The sequence below is a fragment of the Actinomadura coerulea genome, assembly GCF_014208105.1.
Classification (GTDB): domain Bacteria; phylum Actinomycetota; class Actinomycetes; order Streptosporangiales; family Streptosporangiaceae; genus Spirillospora; species Spirillospora coerulea.
On the sequence record NZ_JACHMQ010000001.1, the window covers coordinates 974,865 to 991,638 of the forward strand.

The window sequence follows — 16,774 nt, forward strand, 5'->3', positions numbered from 1 at the left end:
TGGAGCCCTGCGCCGCGGATTCCCAGACTGGGGCGCCATGACCCCGGTTCTCTCACCCTCTCCGGCGCAGACGCCCCCCAGGAGGCGCGGCCTCGCCCTGCTCGGCATCTCACTCGGCTACTTCATGGTGCTGCTCGACACGACCGTCCTGTCGGTGGCCGAACCCGACCTGGCCGACTCCCTGCACGGGACGGTCGCGGGACTCCAGTGGGCCGTCACCGGCTACACCGTCGTGTTCGGGGCGCTGCTGCTGTCGGCGGGCGCCGTCGCCGACCGGTTCGGCGCGCACCGCGTCTTCCGCGCGGGCGTCGCGGCCTTCGGCGCCGGGTCGCTGCTGTGCGCCGCCGCGCCGGACCTGTGGACGCTCACCGCGCTGCGCGCCGTCCTCGGCGCCGCCGCCGCGGCCTGCGTGCCCGCGTCCATGGCGATGATCGTCCGGCTGTACCCCGCGCCGGCCGAGCGCGCCCGGGCCGTGGCGGCATGGGCGGCGACCAGCGGCGCCGCCCTCGCGGCCGGCCCCGTCGCGGGCGGCGCCCTGGTCGGCCTCGCCGGCTGGCGCGCGATCTTCCTGATCAACGTCCCGCTCGCCGCCGCCGTCCTCGCGCTCGCGGCGGGACGGTCCGTGCGCTGCCCGCGCGGGACCCGGCGCATCGACCCGGTGGCGCAGATCCTCGCGTGCGCCGCGCTCGGACTGCTGACCGACGCCCTCATCGCCGTGGGCGGCGGCTCCGGCGTCCACGCGGCCGCCTCGGCGGCCGGAGCGGTCGCGGCGGGCGCGGCGTTCGCGGTCCGCGAGCGCGGGAGCCGGGCGCCGGTCCTGCTCCCGGCGGTGCTCCGGGCGCCGGGGATGGGCGCCGCACTGGCCGCCGGCGCCGCGGTCAACTTCGTCATGACCGGGGTGCTGTTCGTGCTGCCGCTGGTGTTCCGGCAGGCCCTCGGCCTGACGCCGTTCCAGACCGGCCTGGCGTTCCTGCCGATGACCCTGCCGTTCGCCTTCAACCCGCTGCTCACCGGGCGCATCGTCGCGCGGACCGGTCCCCGCCGTCCCGTCCTGGCGGGCCTGGCCCTGCTGAGCGCCGGGGGAGTGCTGTTCGGTGCCGTGCTCCTGCACGGCGCGTCCTATCCGCCGCTCGTCGCGGGCCTGCTGTGCACCGGGTTCGGCGTGTCGTTCGCGCTGCCCGCCCTCGCGACGATGGTCGTCGCCGCGGCCCCCGAGGGGACGGCGGGCGCGGCGGGCGGCCTGCTGAACGCCGTCCGCCAGCTCGGCGCCACCCTCGGTGTCGCGATCATGGGGGCGTTCGCGCCGGTCGGCGCCGGGGGCGGCCCCCGCGACCCCGCCTACGCGCTGTTCGCGGCCGCCGCCGTCTGCGCGTGCGTCCTGGCCGCTACGCCACGCGCACGTTCGCGCCGGACGCCTTGAGGTCGCCGCGCAGCGCGCGGATGTCGGTGCGCAGCCGCTCGGCGGCCAGCGGGTCGGGTTCCAGGCCGCCGAGGCCGTCCTCGATGAGGGCGAGCTCGGCGGCCCGGAGCCGGTCGAGCAGCCGGCGCGTCTCCCCGGCCGGCACGCTCCACTGCTCCTTCCTGCGCCACTTGCGGAAGGCGAGCACGTGGCCCTCGCCCGGCACGAGGACGCCGCCCCGCGTCTCGGCGTGCACGGTGCGCCGGAAGTGGGAGAGGTAGCGGCGCCTGGCCAGGCGGTAGGCGACGACCGCCGCCAGCAGGATCGGCGCGCCCTTCACCGGCATCAGCACCAGCCCGGAAAGGACGGGCGCGTCCCACCACGAGTGCAGCGCCATCGCCAGGACGAACGCGCCCACCGCGACGGTGAGGTGCGCCTTGGAGGCGCGTCCGATCAGAAGGCCGAGGCCCGCGCCGCCGACCGCGGTCATCGCCCAGTGGCTCCACCAGGCCCCGCAGACCACCCGGGTGCCGAACGAGAAGAACGCCGCGTTCGCGTCGTGCGTGGCGCCCGTCAGGACGATCGTGTTCAGGACGTACAGGAAGTTCTCCGCGAACTGGAAGCCCAGTCCCGACAGCGCGCCGTAGCCCCACCCGTCGAGCGGCCCGCGGACCGCGGCCGGCGCCATCAGCGCCAGGGCCGCGACGCCGAGCAGCTTCAGGATCTCCTCGTTGACCGGCGCGGCGATCGACGCGCCCCACGCCGCGTTGAACTCCGGCCCCGCCGTCTTCCCGACGATCGCCTGGAACGCGGCGTTGGCGGGCAGCGCCGTCCCGAACGCGGCCAGCCCGCCCCACGCCACCGCGATCAGGGCGTAGCCGAGCGGCGGCGAGCGGACGGGGTGCAGCCGCCGCAGCAGCCACACTCCGCCGGCCAGCGCCGGTGCGAGCAGCACGGCCCCGGCGATCGCGCCGCCGGGGAACGCCTCGACGTGCGCGCCGATCCCGCGCAGCGCGATCCAGGCGCCGAGCAGGCACGCCGCCGCCCACAGCCAGAACGCGGGACGCGGCGCCGGGCCGCCGCGGTTCACCGCCATGGCGCGGTGATCCTGATCGTCCGCACCATCGCCTCGATCTGCGGGGCCGCGTCCCCGTAGGCACGCGGCGGCCCCGTCGCCGTGACCGCCGCGCCGAGCGTCCCCTTGGCGAAGACGGTGGCCGTGCCGACGCGCTCCCGCCCGGCGAGCCGCCCGGTCAGCCCGGTCAGGCCCTGCGCGGTCGTGAACGGGACGGGCCCGGTCCCGAGGCGCGTGCGCCCGCCCGCGGCGACGATCCGCCCGAGGCCGCCCCACAGCGCCCGCGCGTCCGCCGATCCCAGCGGGACCACCACGCTGAGGTCGAAGACCACGTCGCCGCTGAGCAGCTCGGCGCCGCTGGCGAGGGAGGTGGCACCCGGGTTCAGGGCCCAGCCGGGGGAGGTGACCGAGAACGTCACCGGGCGGACGCCGCCGCGCTCCGTCCCGACCGATACCACCGTGCCCGGTTCCAGCGGCCGCCCGCGTGTCCCGAGGGCCCGGTCGAACAAGGGAAGCCCGGCACCGAGGACCAGCAGCACGAGCGCCACGACGCCCGTTCCCCACCATGTGACCCGCACCACGCGACCCCCCGACGTGCGCTGCGGAAATGCCCTTTGACAGGCGAAAATGCCCCTTGCCGGAGCGGCTAAACAAGATCAGGGCGCGGGGGGCGCCCAGTGCGCGGGCCGGGAGAGCGCCGCGGGCGGCCGCGTCGCCGCGTCGCCGCGCGCGGAGTCGAGCTGCGCCTGGGTCAGGAAGAGGCACCCGGTGAGGTCGGCGCCGCGCAGGTCGGCGTCCCGCAGGTCCGCGCCGGTCAGGTCCGCGAGCCGCAGGTCCGCCCCCCGCAGGTCGGCGGCGATCAGGTACGCGCCGCGCAGATCGGCGCCGCGCAGGTCGGCCCCCCTGAGCCTCGCCCCCATCAGGTCCGCGCCCCGGCGGTTCTTCCGTCCGGGGACACCGGCCCTGGCGAGCTCTCCCGCCCGCGACAGCAGGCCGTTCACCCTCTCCCGGACGGCCCGGACGTCCACCTCGGCGAGTTCGGCCGGGCCGCCCCCGGTGAGGCGGTCGACCTCGTCGGACGCCCGCCGCAGCTCGTCGCGGACCGGGCCGGAGGACGGCATCGCCGCGGCCTGGTCCAGGTACCAGAGCAGCTCGTGGAGCTGCCGCATGACGGGGAACACCGCGAACATGCGGCTCGCGACGTCCGGATGCCCGCGCCAGTCCTCGCCGGAGAAGGTCTCGCGCGACACCTTCTGGCCGGCGCCGAAGCAGTCGAAGACCGTGCAGCCCGGAAAGCCGCGCCGCCGGAGGTCGGTGTGGATGCCGCAGCGGAAGTCGGCCAGGAGGTTGCGGCAGGGCTCGCCCGCGTCCTTGTCCATGGCGAAGTCGGTGGACCTGGCGAACGGCAGCGCGACGCAGCACAGCCCGAAGCAACTGGCGCAGTCGGCCCTCAGATCCGATCTGTCCGACACTCCCCGACCCCCGGCTCGTGGACGACGCTCCATTGTCGCGCCGGGTCGGCCGTGCCCTGAACATCCGGTACGGCGCGGTGCCGGATACAGTTGCGGACTCTTATGACAGCACCCCTCACCGAGCCCGCCATCGTCTCCAGGCTCCGCGCCGCGGGCTGCGTCTTCGCGGAGGACGAGGCGCGTCTCATCCTCTCCGCGGTCCGCACCCCGGACGCCGCCGCCGCCATGGTGGAGCGGCGCGCGAACGGCGAGCCGCTCGAACACGTCCTCGGCTGGGCGATGTTCTGCGGTCTGCGGATCGCCGTCGAACCCGGGGTCTTCGTACCCAGGCCCCGCACCGAGTTCCTCGTCCGGCGGGCGCACGCCCTCGCGCCTCCCCGCCCGGTGGTCCTCGACCTGTGCTGCGGTTCGGGCGCGCTCGGGGCCGCGCTCGCCTCCGGCATGGACGAGTGCGTCCTGCACGCCGCCGACATCGAACCCGCGGCGGTGCGCTGCGCCCGCGGCAACATCGCGCCGTACGGCGGCACGGCCCACGAGGGCGACCTCTTCGAGCCCGTGCCCGCCGAGCTTCGCGGACGGATCGACGTGCTTCTCGCCAACGTCCCCTACGTCCCTACCGGGGACGTAGCGCTGATGCCGGCGGAGGCGCGCGACCACGAGCCGCGCTCGGCGCTCGACGGAGGCCCGGACGGCCTCGACGTGCTGCGCCGCGTCACCGCGGAGGCGTCGCACTGGCTCGCCCCGGGCGGCCGCCTGCTGTTCGAGACGAGTGAGCGGCAGGTCGCCGCGGCCGTCGCCGCCGTGGAGGGCGGCGGCCTCGCGGCCTCGGTCGCGACGTCCGAGGAGTTCTATGCCACCGTCATCGTCGGCGCAAAGCCGGTGTAAAACTCCACAGGCGGGTATCGGTCGGTCAGGACCGAACCGAAGGAGTGAAGCCAGATGCGCCGCATCAGCGCAGCGATCAGCGCCATTGTCGGGACGATCGTCAGCGTCGTGACCCTTCCGTTCCGCGTTCTGGGGCGGCTGCTGACCCCCGGTCGCGGCCGTAGCCGCCGCGGGGCGGCGTGACGCATTTCCGACTCGCCCCGGGCCGTTCTCCCCGAACGGCCCGGGGCGGTCGCATGGAAAAGGCGTTGCGAGTCCGGCCGGCGACCCGCACCATAGGAGCAAGGCACTGATCGGAAACGAACGGGAAGGAGCGGCGGCCATGGTCACGACCATCGTCCGGCAGGCCCGGCAGCCCCTCGGGGCCCGTGCGGGTCAGGGTCCCGCCTTTATCGGAAACGCCTCTGGATAGGGCCGTCAGGCTCAGCCGGAGGCCGCCGGGGAGAGATCCCCGCGGCCTTTCGTTTTCTTCGGGGTCAGTAGCTCAATTGGGAGAGCGTCCGCCTTGCAAGCGGGAGGATGCCGGTTCGAATCCGGCCCGATCCACGGCCTTCGAGTGGAGCCTTCCCGGCTCCGCGCGCCGCACAGGCCTGAATGGTGAGGCGGCTGACTTCCAATCAGCGGAACCGGGTTCGATTCCCGGGTGCGGTTCTGGACTGGACCGGCGGGAGTAACGACCCCCGGCCGGTCCTGCCCGTGCCCACGGGCGGGCGGACGCCACCGCCCGCCGGCGGGCACCCGTGCTGGATCATCCAATGGCAGGATGCGTGACTCTGGATCACGTCATGCAGGTTCGACCCCTGCTCCAGCAGCTCGTGCGGCGGCGCGGCGGGCGGACGGGGCCGGTCGGCCGGCTCCCGCTACGCGGGCGTGGTGTTCCGGCCCGTCGACCTGCCGGACCCGGCGCCCGTGGAACTGAGCCCGGCCTGGCGGCGCGGCAACGACGACCCGGCGCTGGCCTGCTGCTGCGCCACCTGTGACCACCTGCGACGCCTTGACGGCGTCCGCGGGCTCGCTTATTTTGGCGTCCAAATATTGGCCGTCAAAATATCGGCCCGGATCCCCGCCATCCTGGAGGAACGATGAGCGACTTCCCCGCGTACGCGCCGTCTGAGGAGCATGAGCTGCTGCGGAGCTCGGTGCGTGAGCTGGCCGAGGCCAAGATCGCTCCTTTCGCGGCGGAGGTGGATGAGGAGTCGCGGTTCCCGCAGGAGGCGTTGGACGCGTTGGTGGCCGGCGATCTGCATGCGGTGCACGTGCCCGAATCGTACGGGGGTGCGGGGGCCGATGCGCTGGCGACGGTGGTGGTGATCGAGGAGGTGGCGCGGGTGTGCGCTTCTTCTTCGTTGATTCCGGCGGTGAACAAGCTGGGGACGGTGCCGGTTCTGCTGGCGGGGTCGGAGGGGTTGAAGGAGCGGTTTCTGGGGCCGGTGGCGCGTGGGGAGGCGATGTTCTCGTATGCGTTGTCGGAGGCCGAGGCGGGGTCGGACGCGGCGGGGATGAAGACGCGTGCGGTGCGTGAGGGTGATGGGTGGGTTCTGAACGGGACCAAGATGTGGATCACCAATGCGGGGGTGTCGCGGTTCTACACGGTGATGGCGGTGACCGATCCTTCGGCGGGGGCGCGGGGGATCTCGGCGTTCGTGGTGGACTCCGAGCAGGACGCGGGGGTGTCGTTCGGGCCCAAGGAGCGCAAGCTGGGGATCAAGGGGTCGCCGACGCGTCAGGTGGTGCTGGAGGGTGTGCGGGTTCCGGCGGATCGGATGATCGGTGCGGAGGGGACGGGGTTCAAGACGGCGCTGGCGACGTTGGACCATACGCGGATCACGATCGCGGCGCAGGCGCTGGGGATCGCGCAGGGGGCGCTGGACTTCGCGGTGGGGTATGTGAAGCAGCGGCGGCAGTTCGGCAAGGCGATCGCTGATTTCCAGGGTGTGCGGTTCATGCTGGCGGACATGGCGATGCGGCTGGAGGGGGCGCGGCAGTTGACGTATCACGCGGCGGTCAAGTCCGAGCGGGCGATGGCGGGGGAGCGGGTGCCGGACCTGACGTTCGTGTCGTCGGCGTGCAAGGCGCTGGCCTCGGATGTGGCGATGGACGTGACGACCGACGCGGTGCAGTTGCTGGGCGGGTACGGGTACACGCGGGACTTCCCGGTGGAGCGGATGATGCGCGACGCCAAGATCACCCAGATCTACGAGGGCACCAACCAGATCCAGCGCATGGTCATGGCCCGCCAGCTCCTGAAATAGCGGGGCCGCCGGGGAGCCGGTTCAGACGGCCGGCAGCCGCACCTCGAACAGCGCGCCGCCGCCGGGGGCCTCGCGCACGGCGAGGTCCCCGCCGTGCGCCAGCACCAGGTCGCGGACGATGGCGAGCCCGAGGCCCGCGCCGCCCTCGTCCCGGCTGCGCGCGTCGTCAAGCCGCACGAACCGCTCGAAGATCCGCTCGCGGTCGGCGGGCGGCACCCCCGGCCCGTCGTCGGCGACCCGCACCACCGCCGTGCCCGCCTCCTCGGCCACCGACAGGCGGACCGCGGAGCGCGCGTGGCGCTGGGCGTTGTCGAGCAGGTTGCCGACGACCCGCGACAGCCGCCCCGGCACCCCCATGACGCGCGGATCGGCCTCGATCGACGCCCGCACCGCGATCCGGTCGCCGGGGGCGCGGCGCTCCAGCTCGTCCAGGACGAGCCCGCCGAGCGGGACGGGCCTGGCCGGTGGACGGTCCCCGGCGTCGATGCGGGCGAGCAGCAGCAGGTCGGCGGCGAGCCGCTGGAGCCGCAGGACGTCCTCGGTCAGACCGCCGACGTCCAGCAGCTCCGGATGCGCGGCGGCGACCTCCAGCTGGGTGCGCAGCGAGGCGATGGGGCTGCGCAGCTCGTGCGAGGCGTCCGCGACGAACCCGCGCTGCCGCGCCACCGACTCCTCCAGCGCGGCGAGCGTCGCGTTCGTGGTGGCGGCCAGCCCGGCGATCTCGTCCCGCGCGCCCGGCACCGGTACCCGCCGGGCCAGGTCGCCGGAGGAGGTGATCTCGGCCAGCTCCGCCCGGACCGCCTCCACCGGGCGCAGCGCGCGCCGCGTGACCAGCCATGTCACCCCCGCGACGACGGCGAGGAGCGGCGGCAGCCCGGCGAGCATCGCCCGGACGGCGGTCCCGACCGCGTCCCGGGCGGCGGCGAGGTCGGCGCCCGCGTAGACGGTCACGGTCTCGTCCCGCGGCGTGGTCACCTCGACGGCCGCGAACCGGTAGTCGGCCGTGCGGTCGTCGACGGTGGCACGGCCGGTGGAGAATTCCGGGTCGCCGCCCGACACCTCGCCGCGCGCCGGATCGTCGTCACCGCCGTCGTCATCGTCGCCGCGCGGCGGGGGCTGCCCGGCCCGCACGCCGGGGGAGCCGGTCCCGTGGATCCGCCGCAGGTCCTCGCTGGCCGCCCGCACCCGGCCGTCCTCGTCCACGACCTGCACGGGGTGGTCCTCCCCGTCCGGCAGGTCGAGCGCCGCGAACGGGATGCCGGCGGCGAGCTGCGAGGCCACCTCGCGGGCCGCCACCTCGGCCCTCAGGTCGGCCTGCCCGCCGAGGTTCGAGCGCAGCAGCAGCACCACCGCGAGCCCGGCGGCGACGAGCGCGACGGCCACCACGGCGGTCGCGCCCAGGGTCGTCCTGGCGCGGACGGACGCCGGGCGGCGGGCCATGTCAGGCGCCCCCGTCCCGGGCCAGCCGGTACCCGGCGCCGCGCACCGTCGTGATCGACCGGCGGCCGAAGGGGACGTCGAGCTTGCGGCGCAGCGCGCTCACGTACACCTCGACGATGTTGGGGTCCCCGTCGTAGGCGAAGTCCCAGACCGCCTCGATGATCTGAGCCTTCGACACGACGCGCCCCGCGTTCGACGCCAGGTGCTCCAGCACCGCGAACTCCTTGGCGGTCAGCTCCACCTCGGCCTCGCCCCGGTACACGCGCCGCGCCGCCGGGTCGACGGTGAGGTCGCCGAGCACGATGGCGGGCGCCGCGCCCCGCGTCCGGCGGCGCAGCAGCGCGCGGACGCGGGCCACGAGCACCACGTAGGAGAACGGCTTGGTGAGGTAGTCGTCCGCGCCGGTGTCCAGGCCCTCCGCCTCGTCGTACTCTCCGTCCTTGGCGGTCAGCATGAGGATCGGCGTCTCGTCGCCCGCCGCGCGCAGCGCCGCGCACACCCGGTAGCCGTTCATCCCGGGCAGCATGATGTCGAGGATGATCAGGTCGTACCCGCCGCCGAGTGCCCGGTGCAGCCCCTCGGCGCCGTCGTGGACGGCCTCGGCCACGAACCCCTCGGCCGTCAGGCCCCGCGCGAGCGAGGCGGCCAGGCGTCTCTCGTCCTCGACGATCAGCAGGCGCATCCCCACAGCCTGCCAAACCGCACCTGAAGAAGGCTTCAGGTTGCTTCAGCGGCGCTACAGGAACGCCCGGCATCGTCCAGGGCGGAAGGTGCGGCCGGAGAGGCCGGCACGCACCCGGAGACGGGAGTTGCGATGAGGTTCGACGCACGGCGCATGGTCGCGGGCCGCGGCCTGCTGGTCACGGTGGTCGCCGCGGGCGCGCTCGCGGCGGGAGGGGCCACGGCCGCGATCGCCGCCGCGGACGGCGGCGACGGCGACTCGCCCTCCGGCGGGACGCCGGCGAGGACGGCCGTCTCGCTGGCGCAGGCCGCGGACGCGGCGCTGAAGGCCGTACCCGGGAAGGTCCAGGAGATCGAGCTGGACGGCGAGCACGGCACGAGCGTCTGGGAGGTCGACGTCACCGGTGCCGGCGGCAGCGAGCACGAGGTCACCGTGGACGCCGCGACCGGCAAGGTGGTCGCCGAGGTGACGGACGACGATGACTGACCTCCCCCCGTAGCGGGAAGGGTTCGGCCGAGGGGGTGGCCCATGAGCGACCAGAGGCCCGGGCCCGGCATCGACACGAGCGTCCCGCATGTGGCGCGCATCTGGAACTACTGGCTCGGCGGCAAGGACAACTATCCCGTGGACCGCGAGGTCGGGGACCAGATCCTCGGGATGCTGCCGGACGTCGCGCGGCTGGCACGGGCCTCCCGGCTCTTCCTGAACCGGGTGGTGTGGCACCTGGCCGCCGAGGCCGGGATCCGCCAGTTCATCGACATCGGCACGGGGCTGCCCACGGTGGACAACACCCACGAGGTCGCCCAGCGCGCCGCCCCCGAGTCGAGGATCGTCTACGTCGACAACGACCCCTCGGTCCTGGAGCACGCGAAGAGCCTTCTCACCAGCACGCCGGAGGGGAGCACCGCCTACATCCACGCGGACGTGCGCGACCCGGACGCGATCCTGGAGGGCGCCGCCGAGACGCTCGACTTCGGCCGTCCGATCGCGTTCACGCTGATGGGCATCCTGGAGTTCGTGACGGACGACGACCAGGTGTACGGGATCGTGCGGCGGCTCATGGACGCGGTCCCCTCCGGCAGCTACTTCGCCATGTACGACGGGACGAACGTCGTGCACGGAGAGGCGTCCGACCGGATCGTGGACGTCTGGAACGCCTCGGGCAACGCGTCCCTCGTCCTGCGGACGCCCGAGGAGATCGGGCGCTTCTTCGACGGGCTGGAACTCGTGGAGCCGGGCATCGTCCCGGTGACGCACTGGCGGCCGGACTCGGCCGAGCCGGAGGCCGTGGACGCCTACGGCGCCGTAGGCCGCAAGCCCTAGCCCCTCAGGCCCCCTGGAGCAGGACGCGATGACCGGGAACGAGTTCGTCTACACGATCTACATCAAGAGCACGCCCGAGGGGCTCTGGGAGGCGCTCACCGACCCGGCCTTCACGCGCCGCTACTGGGGCGTCGCCTTCGAGACCGACTGGCGGCCCGGGTCGGCCGTCACCTGGCACGAGGAGGGCGCGACGACGTCCGACCCCGAGCAGGTCGTGCTCGAGGCCGTCCCGGGGCGGCGCCTCTCCTACACCTGGCACACCTTCACGCCGGAGTGGGCGCGGTCGGCCGGCGTGGACGAGGGGACCCGCGCCCGGCTCCTGCGGGAGCCCCGCTCCACGGTGACCTGCGAGCTCGAACCCGTCGGGGAGACGGTGCGGCTGACCGTCGTCCACGAGGGCGGCGAGACGCTGCTGAGCATGTCCCGGCACGGCTGGCCGCACGTCCTGTCCGGCCTCAAGACCCTCCTGGAGACGGGCGCTCCCCTCCCCACCACGTAGCCGGCCGCGCGCTTCGGAACGATCCACCACCGCGTGCCCGGTCACATGCGCATGCTGCTGCCGCCGGACTCCTCTTCGCCGTCGGTGGTGTGCTCCAGCTCCAGGTACTCGTCGTCGGGCCAGAGTTCGTCGGCCACGAAGGCGAGGTACTCCTCGTCGCCCGGGTCCAGCTCGGCGGTCATGGACTCCGGGTGGCCCGGGGGACCGGCGGCGGGGGGCGGGACGGCGTGCGGCGCCTCGGAGGCGGGATGCCGCGGCTCCGGGGCGGGCCGAGGCGGTTCCGGGGCGCGTCGCGACGGCATGGGGTGGAGGAGGTTCGGCAGGAAGAGGCCGAACAGGGCGACCAGGGACGCGAGGACCAGGACTGTGACCACACCCACACCGTCCTTTCGCGGTCGAGTTCCGCATGATTGTTGCGTAAGTAGCAAAACAGTTGAACGCTACCGGGATCGCCCGTCGGATGGGAGCCCGACATGCGGATCTGCAGAGACGGACAGCGCGTGGCGTCTCATGCGGACGCACGCGAACGGGCGGGGTCCACCTGGGTTCGCCCCGCCCCTGGCCGGTCTCCTCTCCAAGGCTGAGCGCGATGCTCGCCCGGGGGCGCCACGACACGCGGGCTTTCGTCGCACGCTGCCAGGGTTTGGCTCGCGGGTTGGAGTCCGGTGGTGGTCGCCTCACGAAGGCGCTGAAAAGTGGCCTCGGCATGGGCCGGAGCCGGGAGAACGGCACCGGGCGGCGGGGGCTGCCGGAGAGGCGCGGCTTCGCGCGGCGTCGCGGCCTTTCCACGGTGGGTCGTGGAGCCATGACGATCAGAGCGCGGTGGCGGCGGCCCGGGGCGAGTGGAGGGTCTCGGTGGCCGGGGCGCGGGCCGGCGCGTTCGAGGACGAGCGCCGGTTCAAGGACTCACGCGGGGGACCTGCGGCGGATGGCCGTGTCCGGGGGAGCGTGCTGCGCGGAAGCCGCGATGGGGCGCCCGCAGTGTCCCGGGCCGCGGGAGCGGGCCCGGCGTCGGGAACGACCGGCACGCGACGGACGATCGTGCCGGGACGGGGCGGCGGCTCTAGGCGGCGGTGGTGGGGCGGTGCGGGGCGATGATCCGGCCGTCGGGAAGGAGTTCGCCGGTGTCGTCGAAGACGACGACGCCGTTGCACAGAAGGCTCCACCCCTGCTCGGGGTGGGCGGCGATGATCCGCGCGGCCTCGCGGTCGAGGTCGTCCGGCAGCGGACAGGACGGCTGGTGCTGGCAGATGGTGTCGTGCTGGGCGGTCACAGGGTTCCTCCACGGGTGTCCCACGTGATTAAGGACATATTGCAGCCTGCCGCGCCGCGTCCGAAATATGCAAGTGGCTGGCGAATTTTTTACCCTCGTCCGCGTGTGAACACGTCCAAGCTCGGGCAATCAGGGGCGATTCAGTACAAGATGCCACCGTCGGGTTCGCCGCCGTGGTCCACGTCCAGCCCGACGACGGCCGTGCAGCCCGTGCAGATCCACTCCGCGACGACCGCCTCGGAGTTGGTGCCGTGCGTCCGGTAGGGGCGCTCGACCGTGCGGCGCCGCATTCCGTGGCCGCAGGTGGAGTGCAGGAGCCTGCCGCAGGCGGGGCACGGCCAGACGTCCTCGCGGCGCAGGTCGCACCGGGGGCACAGCGGCGACTCGTAGTGGCCGGCCGGCTCGCCGAACTCCAGCTCGATCCGCCACTCGTGCTCCAGGTCGAGGTACTCGTCCGCCGGCCAGTGGTGGTCGGCCAGCCATGCGAGGTACTCCTCGTCCCCCGGGTCGAGGACGGCCGTCAGCGACTCGGGGTGCCCGTCGTCCGAGCGGTCGGGGCGCCTGCCGCGCCGCGCGGTGGCCAGGAGCGTCAGCAGGCCCACGAACGCGGCCGCGGCCAGGCCTGTCGCCAGGGGCATCGCGGCGTCCTCACATGATCTTGCGGCGGGAAAGTCCGATCATGAATGCACTTCACAAAACGCTGCGAACGCTACAAGAAAGGCTCTAAACGGAAAAGTCGATCAAAAAGATCCTTTGCCTGGATCATGACCCGGCTCTGGTCCGAAACCGGGAGGCGAGGCCGTCCGTAACCGCGCGGCCTGCGGGAACCGGGCCTCCGAGGCTCCTCCTCAGCCGGCCGGCGGCGGAACCGGTTTCACTCTCCGCTGAATCCGCCGATCAGTCCTTCTTGCCGAGCACCGCGACCATCTGCGTGTGCAGCGGGTGCTCCAGCGGCCCGGCGGGGCCGGCGGGCCGCCACTCGGTCACGTGGGCCACCCCCGGTTCCAGGATCGTGAGGCCCTCCATGAACCGCTCGACCTCGGAGGAGTGCCGGAAGTAGGAACCGCCGAGCCCCGACTGCAGGATGCGCTTGGCCTCCTCGACGCGCGGGTCGTCCCCCGAGTCGTGCAGGTGGGTGAGCACGACGTGGCTGCCGCGCGCCAGGAACGGGAGCAGCGATCGGACGACCCCGGCCGGGTCGCGCTCGTCCGGCACGTGGTGGATGATCGCGGCCAGCACGACGCCCACCGGGCGCGAGAGGTCGAGCAGCCGGGTCAGCGCCGGGTCGGTGAAGATCTTCTCGGGCTCGTACAGGTCGCCCTGGATGAACGTCGCGACGCCGGTCTCGGTCAGCAGCGCCCGCCCGTGCGCCAGCACGATCGGGTCGTTGTCGACGTACACCACCCGCGCGTCCGGGTTGGCGGCCCGGGCGAACTGGTGCACGTTGGACGACGTGGGCAGCCCCGACCCGATGTCGACGAACTGGTCGATCCCGAGGTCGCGGGCCATGTAGGTCACCGCCCGCTCGATGGCGACCCGGTTGCCCTGGGCCACGACGGGGGCCTCCGGCACGAGCTGCATCACCATGTCGGCCACCTCGCGGTCGGCGGCGAAGTTGTCCTTGCCGCCGAGGAAGTAGTCGTACACGCGCGCGAAGGTGGGCGTGGTGGGGTCGATGCCCGGAGGTGCGTTCTCGGGGAGGTCGTCGGCCACGCGCGCGGCTCCTTCTGTTGTGCGCCCTGATCCCGTGAACGGGCGACGGCGGTGATCCAACAGTAGGCCGGATCCCCGCTTCCGTCCGGGTTTTCGGCGCGGCCGGGGTGCGGTTTTCCGCAGGGGCCGGGGTGCGGTGCGCGGCCGGACGGATCGGCGGTGCGCTCCATGGCGGCGGGGGCGCTCGGGTTCCTAGCGTCGTTGAAATGATCGAAACGATGTACGCGGCGGCCGGGACCGAGCCCTCGGGAGGCGTCGCGGGGTGGGCGACGGACCTGATGGACAAGCTCGGCGCGCCGGGGGCGGGGCTGGCGATCGCGCTGGAGAACCTGTTCCCGCCGCTGCCGAGCGAGGTGATCCTGCCCCTGGCGGGGTTCGCCTCCGCGCAGGGCCGGATGAGCCTGGTGGCGGCGCTCGCGTGGACGACGGCCGGCAGCGTGGCCGGGGCCCTGGCCCTGTACGGGATCGGCGCGCTGATCGGGCGGGACCGGATCCGCGCGATGGTGGCCCGGCTGCCGCTGGTCAAGCTCGACGACCTGGACAGGACGGAGGCGTGGTTCGTCCGGCACGGCGCCAAGGCCGTGTTCTTCGGCCGGATGATCCCGATCTTCCGCAGCCTGATCTCCGTGCCGGCCGGGGTGGAGCGGATGAGGATGGCGACGTTCCTGCTCTACACCGCCCTCGGCAGCCTGCTGTGGAACACGGTGTTCGTGCTGGCCGGGTACGGGCTCGGGGACAACTGGCGGACGGTGGAGGAGTACGTCGGCGTCTACTCCAAGGCCGTGGTCGCGCTGGTCGGGCTGGCGGCGCTGGCGTTCGTCTCCGTACGTATCGTGAAGTCCCGCCGGTCGGGGCGGCGGCCCGGGCCGGGGGCCCATCGGGCGGAGGCGGGCGGAGGCCATCGAGCGGAGGCGAGAGAGCTCACACGTGATCGCGACTTTTGAGGTGCCGCGCGGCGGGCCGCGCGGCGGGCCGCGCGCGGTGGCGCGCGCCGCCGCGGGCCTGCTGCTCGGCGCGCTGACGGCCGGGGCTGAGCTGGTGCTGCTGGCGGTGGCGGCGCTGCTGATGGCGTACTCGATGGCGTTCTCGCGCGGGCGCCGGAAGGTCCCCGGAGCCGTCGCGGACGGCGCCGAGCTCCTGGCCGAGCTGGAGCTCTGGAGGCTCCGGGCGTTCCTCGGCGAGGACCGGGCCGTCCGGTACGGCCCGTTGAAGGCGCTCGCCTACCTCGTGCTGCGGGTGCCGGTGGGCCTGCTCGGCGGTGTGATCCTGCTGCTGCTGGCCTACGGGGCCGCGGCGTCGGTCCGGCTGGCGGTGGGCTGGTGGATCACGGGCGACTACATGGACGGCATCCCGCCGGCCTGGTGGATCGTCCTGTACACGGCCGTCGCGGGCGTGGTGTTGCTCTTCCTCGCGGTGCAGGGCCTGGTCGGGGTCGCGGCGATGGAGCGGAGCGTGGCCAGGCGCTGCCTCGGGCCGAGCCCGCTGGAGGAGTACGAGCGCCGCATCGCGCAGCTGTCGGTGACGCGGGCGCAGGTGGTGGACGCGGTGGACGACGAGCGGCGCCGCATCGAGCGCGACCTGCACGACGGCGTCCAGCAGCGGCTCGTGGCGCTCGGCATGCTGATCGGGCGGGCCCGTCGCGCCGGCGACGGGGAGCGGGCGGCCGAGCTGCTGAGGCAGGCCCACGAGGAGTCGCAGCGGGCGCTCGCGGACCTGCGGGAGGTCACCTGGCGGGTCTACCCCGCAGCGCTGGACGGCGAGGGGCTGCGGGCGGCGCTGGAGACCGTGGCCGAGCGGTCCGCGCTGCCGGTGGCGATCGAGTACGACGTGCCCGGCCGGCCTCCGCACGCGGTCGAGACGGCGGCCTACTTCGTCGTCTGCGAGGCCGTCACGAACGCCGCCAAGCACTCCGGGGCCGCGTCCGTGCGGGTGGCCGTGGCGGGATCGGCGACAATGATCGGCGTGCGCATCGAGGACGACGGGGACGGGGGAGCCGACCCGGGCGGCGGCGGGCTCGCCGGGCTGGCCCGCCGGGTCGCCGCGCTGGACGGGACGTTCGCCGTGGACAGCCCGCGCGGCGGCCCGACCGTGATCACCGCGGAGCTGCCATGCGGGTGATGCTGGCCGAGGACTCCACGCTGCTGCGCGAGGGCCTGGTGCGGCTGCTCGCCGAGGAGGGCCATCGGGTGGAGGCGGCGGTCGGCGACGGCGACGCGCTGATCGCGGCGGTGGCCGCGGGACCGCCCGACGTCGTGGTCGTCGACGTCCGGATGCCGCCCAGCCACACCGACGAGGGGCTGCGCGCCGCCCTGGAGATCCGGCGGCGCTGGCCGGGCGTCGGGGTGCTCGTGCTGTCGCAGTACGTGGAGAAGCGCTACGCCGCCGAGCTGATCACCGCGGACACCGCGGGCGTCGGCTACCTGCTGAAGGACCGGGTCGCGCAGGTCGACGAGTTCCTCGACGCCCTGGAGCGGGTCGGCGCGGGCGGCGCCGCGTTCGACCCGGAGGTGGTGCGCCGGCTGCTGGCCGCGCACGGCGCGCAGGGCGACCCGCTGGCGCGCCTCACCCCGCGCGAGCGGGACGTCCTCGACACGATGGCGCAGGGGCACACCAACGCCTCGATCGCCGCCCACCTGCACATCTCGCAGAGCGCCGTAGAGAAGCACGTCAACGCGATCTTCGACAAGCTCGACCTGTCGCACGCGACCGGGTACAGCCGCCGCGTCCTGGCCGTCCTGCGGTACCTGGGCTCCTGACGGCG

General features: G+C 73.9%; 19 protein-coding genes and 3 tRNA genes. 13 read left to right on the forward strand and 9 right to left on the reverse strand.

The genetic code is table 11. The annotated features are described in order from the left end of the window. Positions 1–37: 37 nt before the first annotated feature. Complete coding sequence (locus tag BKA00_RS04590) at positions 38–1,420, forward strand: MFS transporter (protein WP_221493013.1); 1,383 nt, start codon at positions 38–40, stop codon at positions 1,418–1,420. On the opposite strand, the gene BKA00_RS04595 is transcribed toward BKA00_RS04590, so the two are convergent. The 3 genes from BKA00_RS04595 to BKA00_RS04605 form a co-directional block, all read right to left on the reverse strand. Further along, the gene (locus tag BKA00_RS04595; RefSeq protein WP_185023729.1) at positions 1,386–2,495 is read right to left on the reverse strand and encodes a PrsW family intramembrane metalloprotease; all 1,110 of its coding nucleotides are present in this window, start codon (positions 2,493–2,495) and stop codon (positions 1,386–1,388) included. The two genes, BKA00_RS04590 and BKA00_RS04595, sit on opposite strands and share 35 nt — an antisense overlap. Next, entirely contained in the window at positions 2,486–3,055 is a 570-nt protein-coding gene (locus tag BKA00_RS04600) for a hypothetical protein (protein WP_185023730.1), read from the reverse strand. Before BKA00_RS04600 ends, BKA00_RS04595 begins: the two co-directional genes overlap by 10 nt. A 75-nt stretch (positions 3,056–3,130) precedes the next feature. Then, on the reverse strand, positions 3,131–3,979 hold the full coding sequence (locus tag BKA00_RS04605; protein ID WP_185023731.1) for a pentapeptide repeat-containing protein: 849 nt from the start codon (positions 3,977–3,979) through the stop codon (positions 3,131–3,133). 69 nt (positions 3,980–4,048) lie between these two features. Here BKA00_RS04605 and BKA00_RS04610 point away from each other — a divergent pair, with 69 nt between their 5' ends. The 6 genes from BKA00_RS04610 (at position 4,049) to BKA00_RS04630 (ending at position 7,083) form a co-directional block, all read left to right on the forward strand. Next, positions 4,049–4,831, forward strand: a complete 783-nt coding sequence (locus BKA00_RS04610) for a putative protein N(5)-glutamine methyltransferase (RefSeq protein WP_185023732.1) — start codon at positions 4,049–4,051, stop codon at positions 4,829–4,831. Between the two features lie 54 nt (positions 4,832–4,885). Beyond that, the gene (locus BKA00_RS39675; RefSeq protein ID WP_268248260.1) at positions 4,886–5,014 is read left to right on the forward strand and encodes an LPFR motif small protein; all 129 of its coding nucleotides are present in this window, start codon (positions 4,886–4,888) and stop codon (positions 5,012–5,014) included. Positions 5,015–5,304: 290 nt separating this feature from the next. Then, positions 5,305–5,377: transfer RNA gene (locus BKA00_RS04615), tRNA-Ala, on the forward strand. 33 nt (positions 5,378–5,410) lie between these two features. Then, positions 5,411–5,482 (forward strand) — tRNA-Gly (locus BKA00_RS04620). A gap of 90 nt (positions 5,483–5,572) precedes the next feature. After that, positions 5,573–5,643: transfer RNA gene (locus tag BKA00_RS04625), tRNA-Gln, on the forward strand. Positions 5,644–5,913: 270 nt separating this feature from the next. Further along, positions 5,914–7,083, forward strand: coding sequence for an acyl-CoA dehydrogenase family protein (locus tag BKA00_RS04630; protein WP_185023733.1), 1,170 nt, complete (start codon positions 5,914–5,916; stop codon positions 7,081–7,083). 21 nt (positions 7,084–7,104) lie between these two features. Here BKA00_RS04630 and BKA00_RS04635 read toward each other — a convergent pair whose 3' ends face one another. Together BKA00_RS04635 and BKA00_RS04640 are read right to left on the reverse strand one after the other, a co-directional pair. Beyond that, the gene (locus tag BKA00_RS04635; protein WP_185023734.1) at positions 7,105–8,523 is read right to left on the reverse strand and encodes a sensor histidine kinase; all 1,419 of its coding nucleotides are present in this window, start codon (positions 8,521–8,523) and stop codon (positions 7,105–7,107) included. A 1-nt stretch (position 8,524) separates the two neighbouring features. Beyond that, positions 8,525–9,205 carry a response regulator gene (locus tag BKA00_RS04640; RefSeq protein WP_185023735.1) on the reverse strand — a complete coding sequence of 227 codons (681 nt, stop codon included), beginning with the start codon at positions 9,203–9,205 and terminating at the stop codon, positions 8,525–8,527. Between the two features lie 132 nt (positions 9,206–9,337). Here BKA00_RS04640 and BKA00_RS04645 point away from each other — a divergent pair, with 132 nt between their 5' ends. The 3 genes from BKA00_RS04645 to BKA00_RS04655 are packed head-to-tail and all read left to right on the forward strand — an operon-like array spanning position 9,338 to position 11,027. Continuing rightward, positions 9,338–9,691: a PepSY domain-containing protein gene (locus BKA00_RS04645; RefSeq protein WP_185023736.1), complete on the forward strand. Its 354-nt coding sequence runs from the start codon at positions 9,338–9,340 to the stop codon at positions 9,689–9,691. A gap of 42 nt (positions 9,692–9,733) precedes the next feature. Further along, complete coding sequence (locus BKA00_RS04650) at positions 9,734–10,528, forward strand: SAM-dependent methyltransferase (protein ID WP_185023737.1); 795 nt, start codon at positions 9,734–9,736, stop codon at positions 10,526–10,528. 28 nt (positions 10,529–10,556) lie between these two features. Beyond that, positions 10,557–11,027 (forward strand): SRPBCC family protein, encoded by a 471-nt coding sequence (locus BKA00_RS04655; RefSeq protein ID WP_185023738.1) that lies wholly within the window; start codon positions 10,557–10,559, stop codon positions 11,025–11,027. A 41-nt stretch (positions 11,028–11,068) separates the two neighbouring features. On the opposite strand, the gene BKA00_RS04660 is transcribed toward BKA00_RS04655, so the two are convergent. From BKA00_RS04660 to BKA00_RS04675, 4 genes are all read right to left on the reverse strand, one after another. Continuing rightward, positions 11,069–11,401, reverse strand: coding sequence for a hypothetical protein (locus tag BKA00_RS04660; protein WP_185035375.1), 333 nt, complete (start codon positions 11,399–11,401; stop codon positions 11,069–11,071). A 689-nt stretch (positions 11,402–12,090) separates the two neighbouring features. Next, positions 12,091–12,279: a DUF5999 family protein gene (locus tag BKA00_RS38610; protein WP_185033687.1), complete on the reverse strand. Its 189-nt coding sequence runs from the start codon at positions 12,277–12,279 to the stop codon at positions 12,091–12,093. A gap of 161 nt (positions 12,280–12,440) precedes the next feature. Next, entirely contained in the window at positions 12,441–12,938 is a 498-nt protein-coding gene (locus BKA00_RS04670) for a hypothetical protein (RefSeq protein WP_185023739.1), read from the reverse strand. A gap of 259 nt (positions 12,939–13,197) precedes the next feature. Then, positions 13,198–14,013 (reverse strand): SAM-dependent methyltransferase, encoded by an 816-nt coding sequence (locus BKA00_RS04675; RefSeq protein ID WP_185023740.1) that lies wholly within the window; start codon positions 14,011–14,013, stop codon positions 13,198–13,200. Between the two features lie 206 nt (positions 14,014–14,219). Between BKA00_RS04675 and BKA00_RS04680 the strand changes: the two genes are divergently transcribed. The 3 genes from BKA00_RS04680 to BKA00_RS04690 are packed head-to-tail and all read left to right on the forward strand — an operon-like array spanning position 14,220 to position 16,769. Beyond that, entirely contained in the window at positions 14,220–14,957 is a 738-nt protein-coding gene (locus BKA00_RS04680) for a DedA family protein (RefSeq protein ID WP_185023741.1), read from the forward strand. Then, positions 14,941–16,131 carry a sensor histidine kinase gene (locus BKA00_RS04685; RefSeq protein ID WP_230298925.1) on the forward strand — a complete coding sequence of 397 codons (1,191 nt, stop codon included), beginning with the start codon at positions 14,941–14,943 and terminating at the stop codon, positions 16,129–16,131. Before BKA00_RS04680 ends, BKA00_RS04685 begins: the two co-directional genes overlap by 17 nt. Continuing rightward, the gene (locus BKA00_RS04690; protein ID WP_185023742.1) at positions 16,122–16,769 is read left to right on the forward strand and encodes a response regulator; all 648 of its coding nucleotides are present in this window, start codon (positions 16,122–16,124) and stop codon (positions 16,767–16,769) included. The genes BKA00_RS04685 and BKA00_RS04690 overlap by 10 nt, the downstream gene beginning before the upstream one ends. The last annotated feature ends 5 nt before the right edge of the window (positions 16,770–16,774 follow it).

What these genes read in the sequence shown, in the direction of transcription:
- BKA00_RS39675 (WP_268248260.1), top strand. Translation starts at nt 4,886, where the DNA reads ATGCGCCGCATCAGCGCAGCGATCAGCGCCATTGTCGGGACGATCGTC.
- BKA00_RS04610 (WP_185023732.1), top strand. Translation starts at nt 4,049, where the DNA reads ATGACAGCACCCCTCACCGAGCCCGCCATCGTCTCCAGGCTCCGCGCC.
- BKA00_RS04680 (WP_185023741.1), top strand. Translation starts at nt 14,220, where the DNA reads ATGATCGAAACGATGTACGCGGCGGCCGGGACCGAGCCCTCGGGAGGC.
- BKA00_RS04645 (WP_185023736.1), top strand. Translation starts at nt 9,338, where the DNA reads ATGAGGTTCGACGCACGGCGCATGGTCGCGGGCCGCGGCCTGCTGGTC.
- BKA00_RS04630 (WP_185023733.1), top strand. Translation starts at nt 5,914, where the DNA reads ATGAGCGACTTCCCCGCGTACGCGCCGTCTGAGGAGCATGAGCTGCTG.
- BKA00_RS04590 (WP_221493013.1), top strand. Translation starts at nt 38, where the DNA reads ATGACCCCGGTTCTCTCACCCTCTCCGGCGCAGACGCCCCCCAGGAGG.
- BKA00_RS04650 (WP_185023737.1), top strand. Translation starts at nt 9,734, where the DNA reads ATGAGCGACCAGAGGCCCGGGCCCGGCATCGACACGAGCGTCCCGCAT.
- BKA00_RS04640 (WP_185023735.1), bottom strand. Translation starts at nt 9,205, where the DNA reads ATGCGCCTGCTGATCGTCGAGGACGAGAGACGCCTGGCCGCCTCGCTC.
- BKA00_RS04690 (WP_185023742.1), top strand. Translation starts at nt 16,122, where the DNA reads ATGCGGGTGATGCTGGCCGAGGACTCCACGCTGCTGCGCGAGGGCCTG.
- BKA00_RS04595 (WP_185023729.1), bottom strand. Translation starts at nt 2,495, where the DNA reads ATGGCGGTGAACCGCGGCGGCCCGGCGCCGCGTCCCGCGTTCTGGCTG.
- BKA00_RS04655 (WP_185023738.1), top strand. Translation starts at nt 10,557, where the DNA reads ATGACCGGGAACGAGTTCGTCTACACGATCTACATCAAGAGCACGCCC.
- BKA00_RS04605 (WP_185023731.1), bottom strand. Translation starts at nt 3,979, where the DNA reads ATGGAGCGTCGTCCACGAGCCGGGGGTCGGGGAGTGTCGGACAGATCG.
- BKA00_RS04670 (WP_185023739.1), bottom strand. Translation starts at nt 12,938, where the DNA reads ATGCCCCTGGCGACAGGCCTGGCCGCGGCCGCGTTCGTGGGCCTGCTG.
- BKA00_RS04635 (WP_185023734.1), bottom strand. Translation starts at nt 8,523, where the DNA reads ATGGCCCGCCGCCCGGCGTCCGTCCGCGCCAGGACGACCCTGGGCGCG.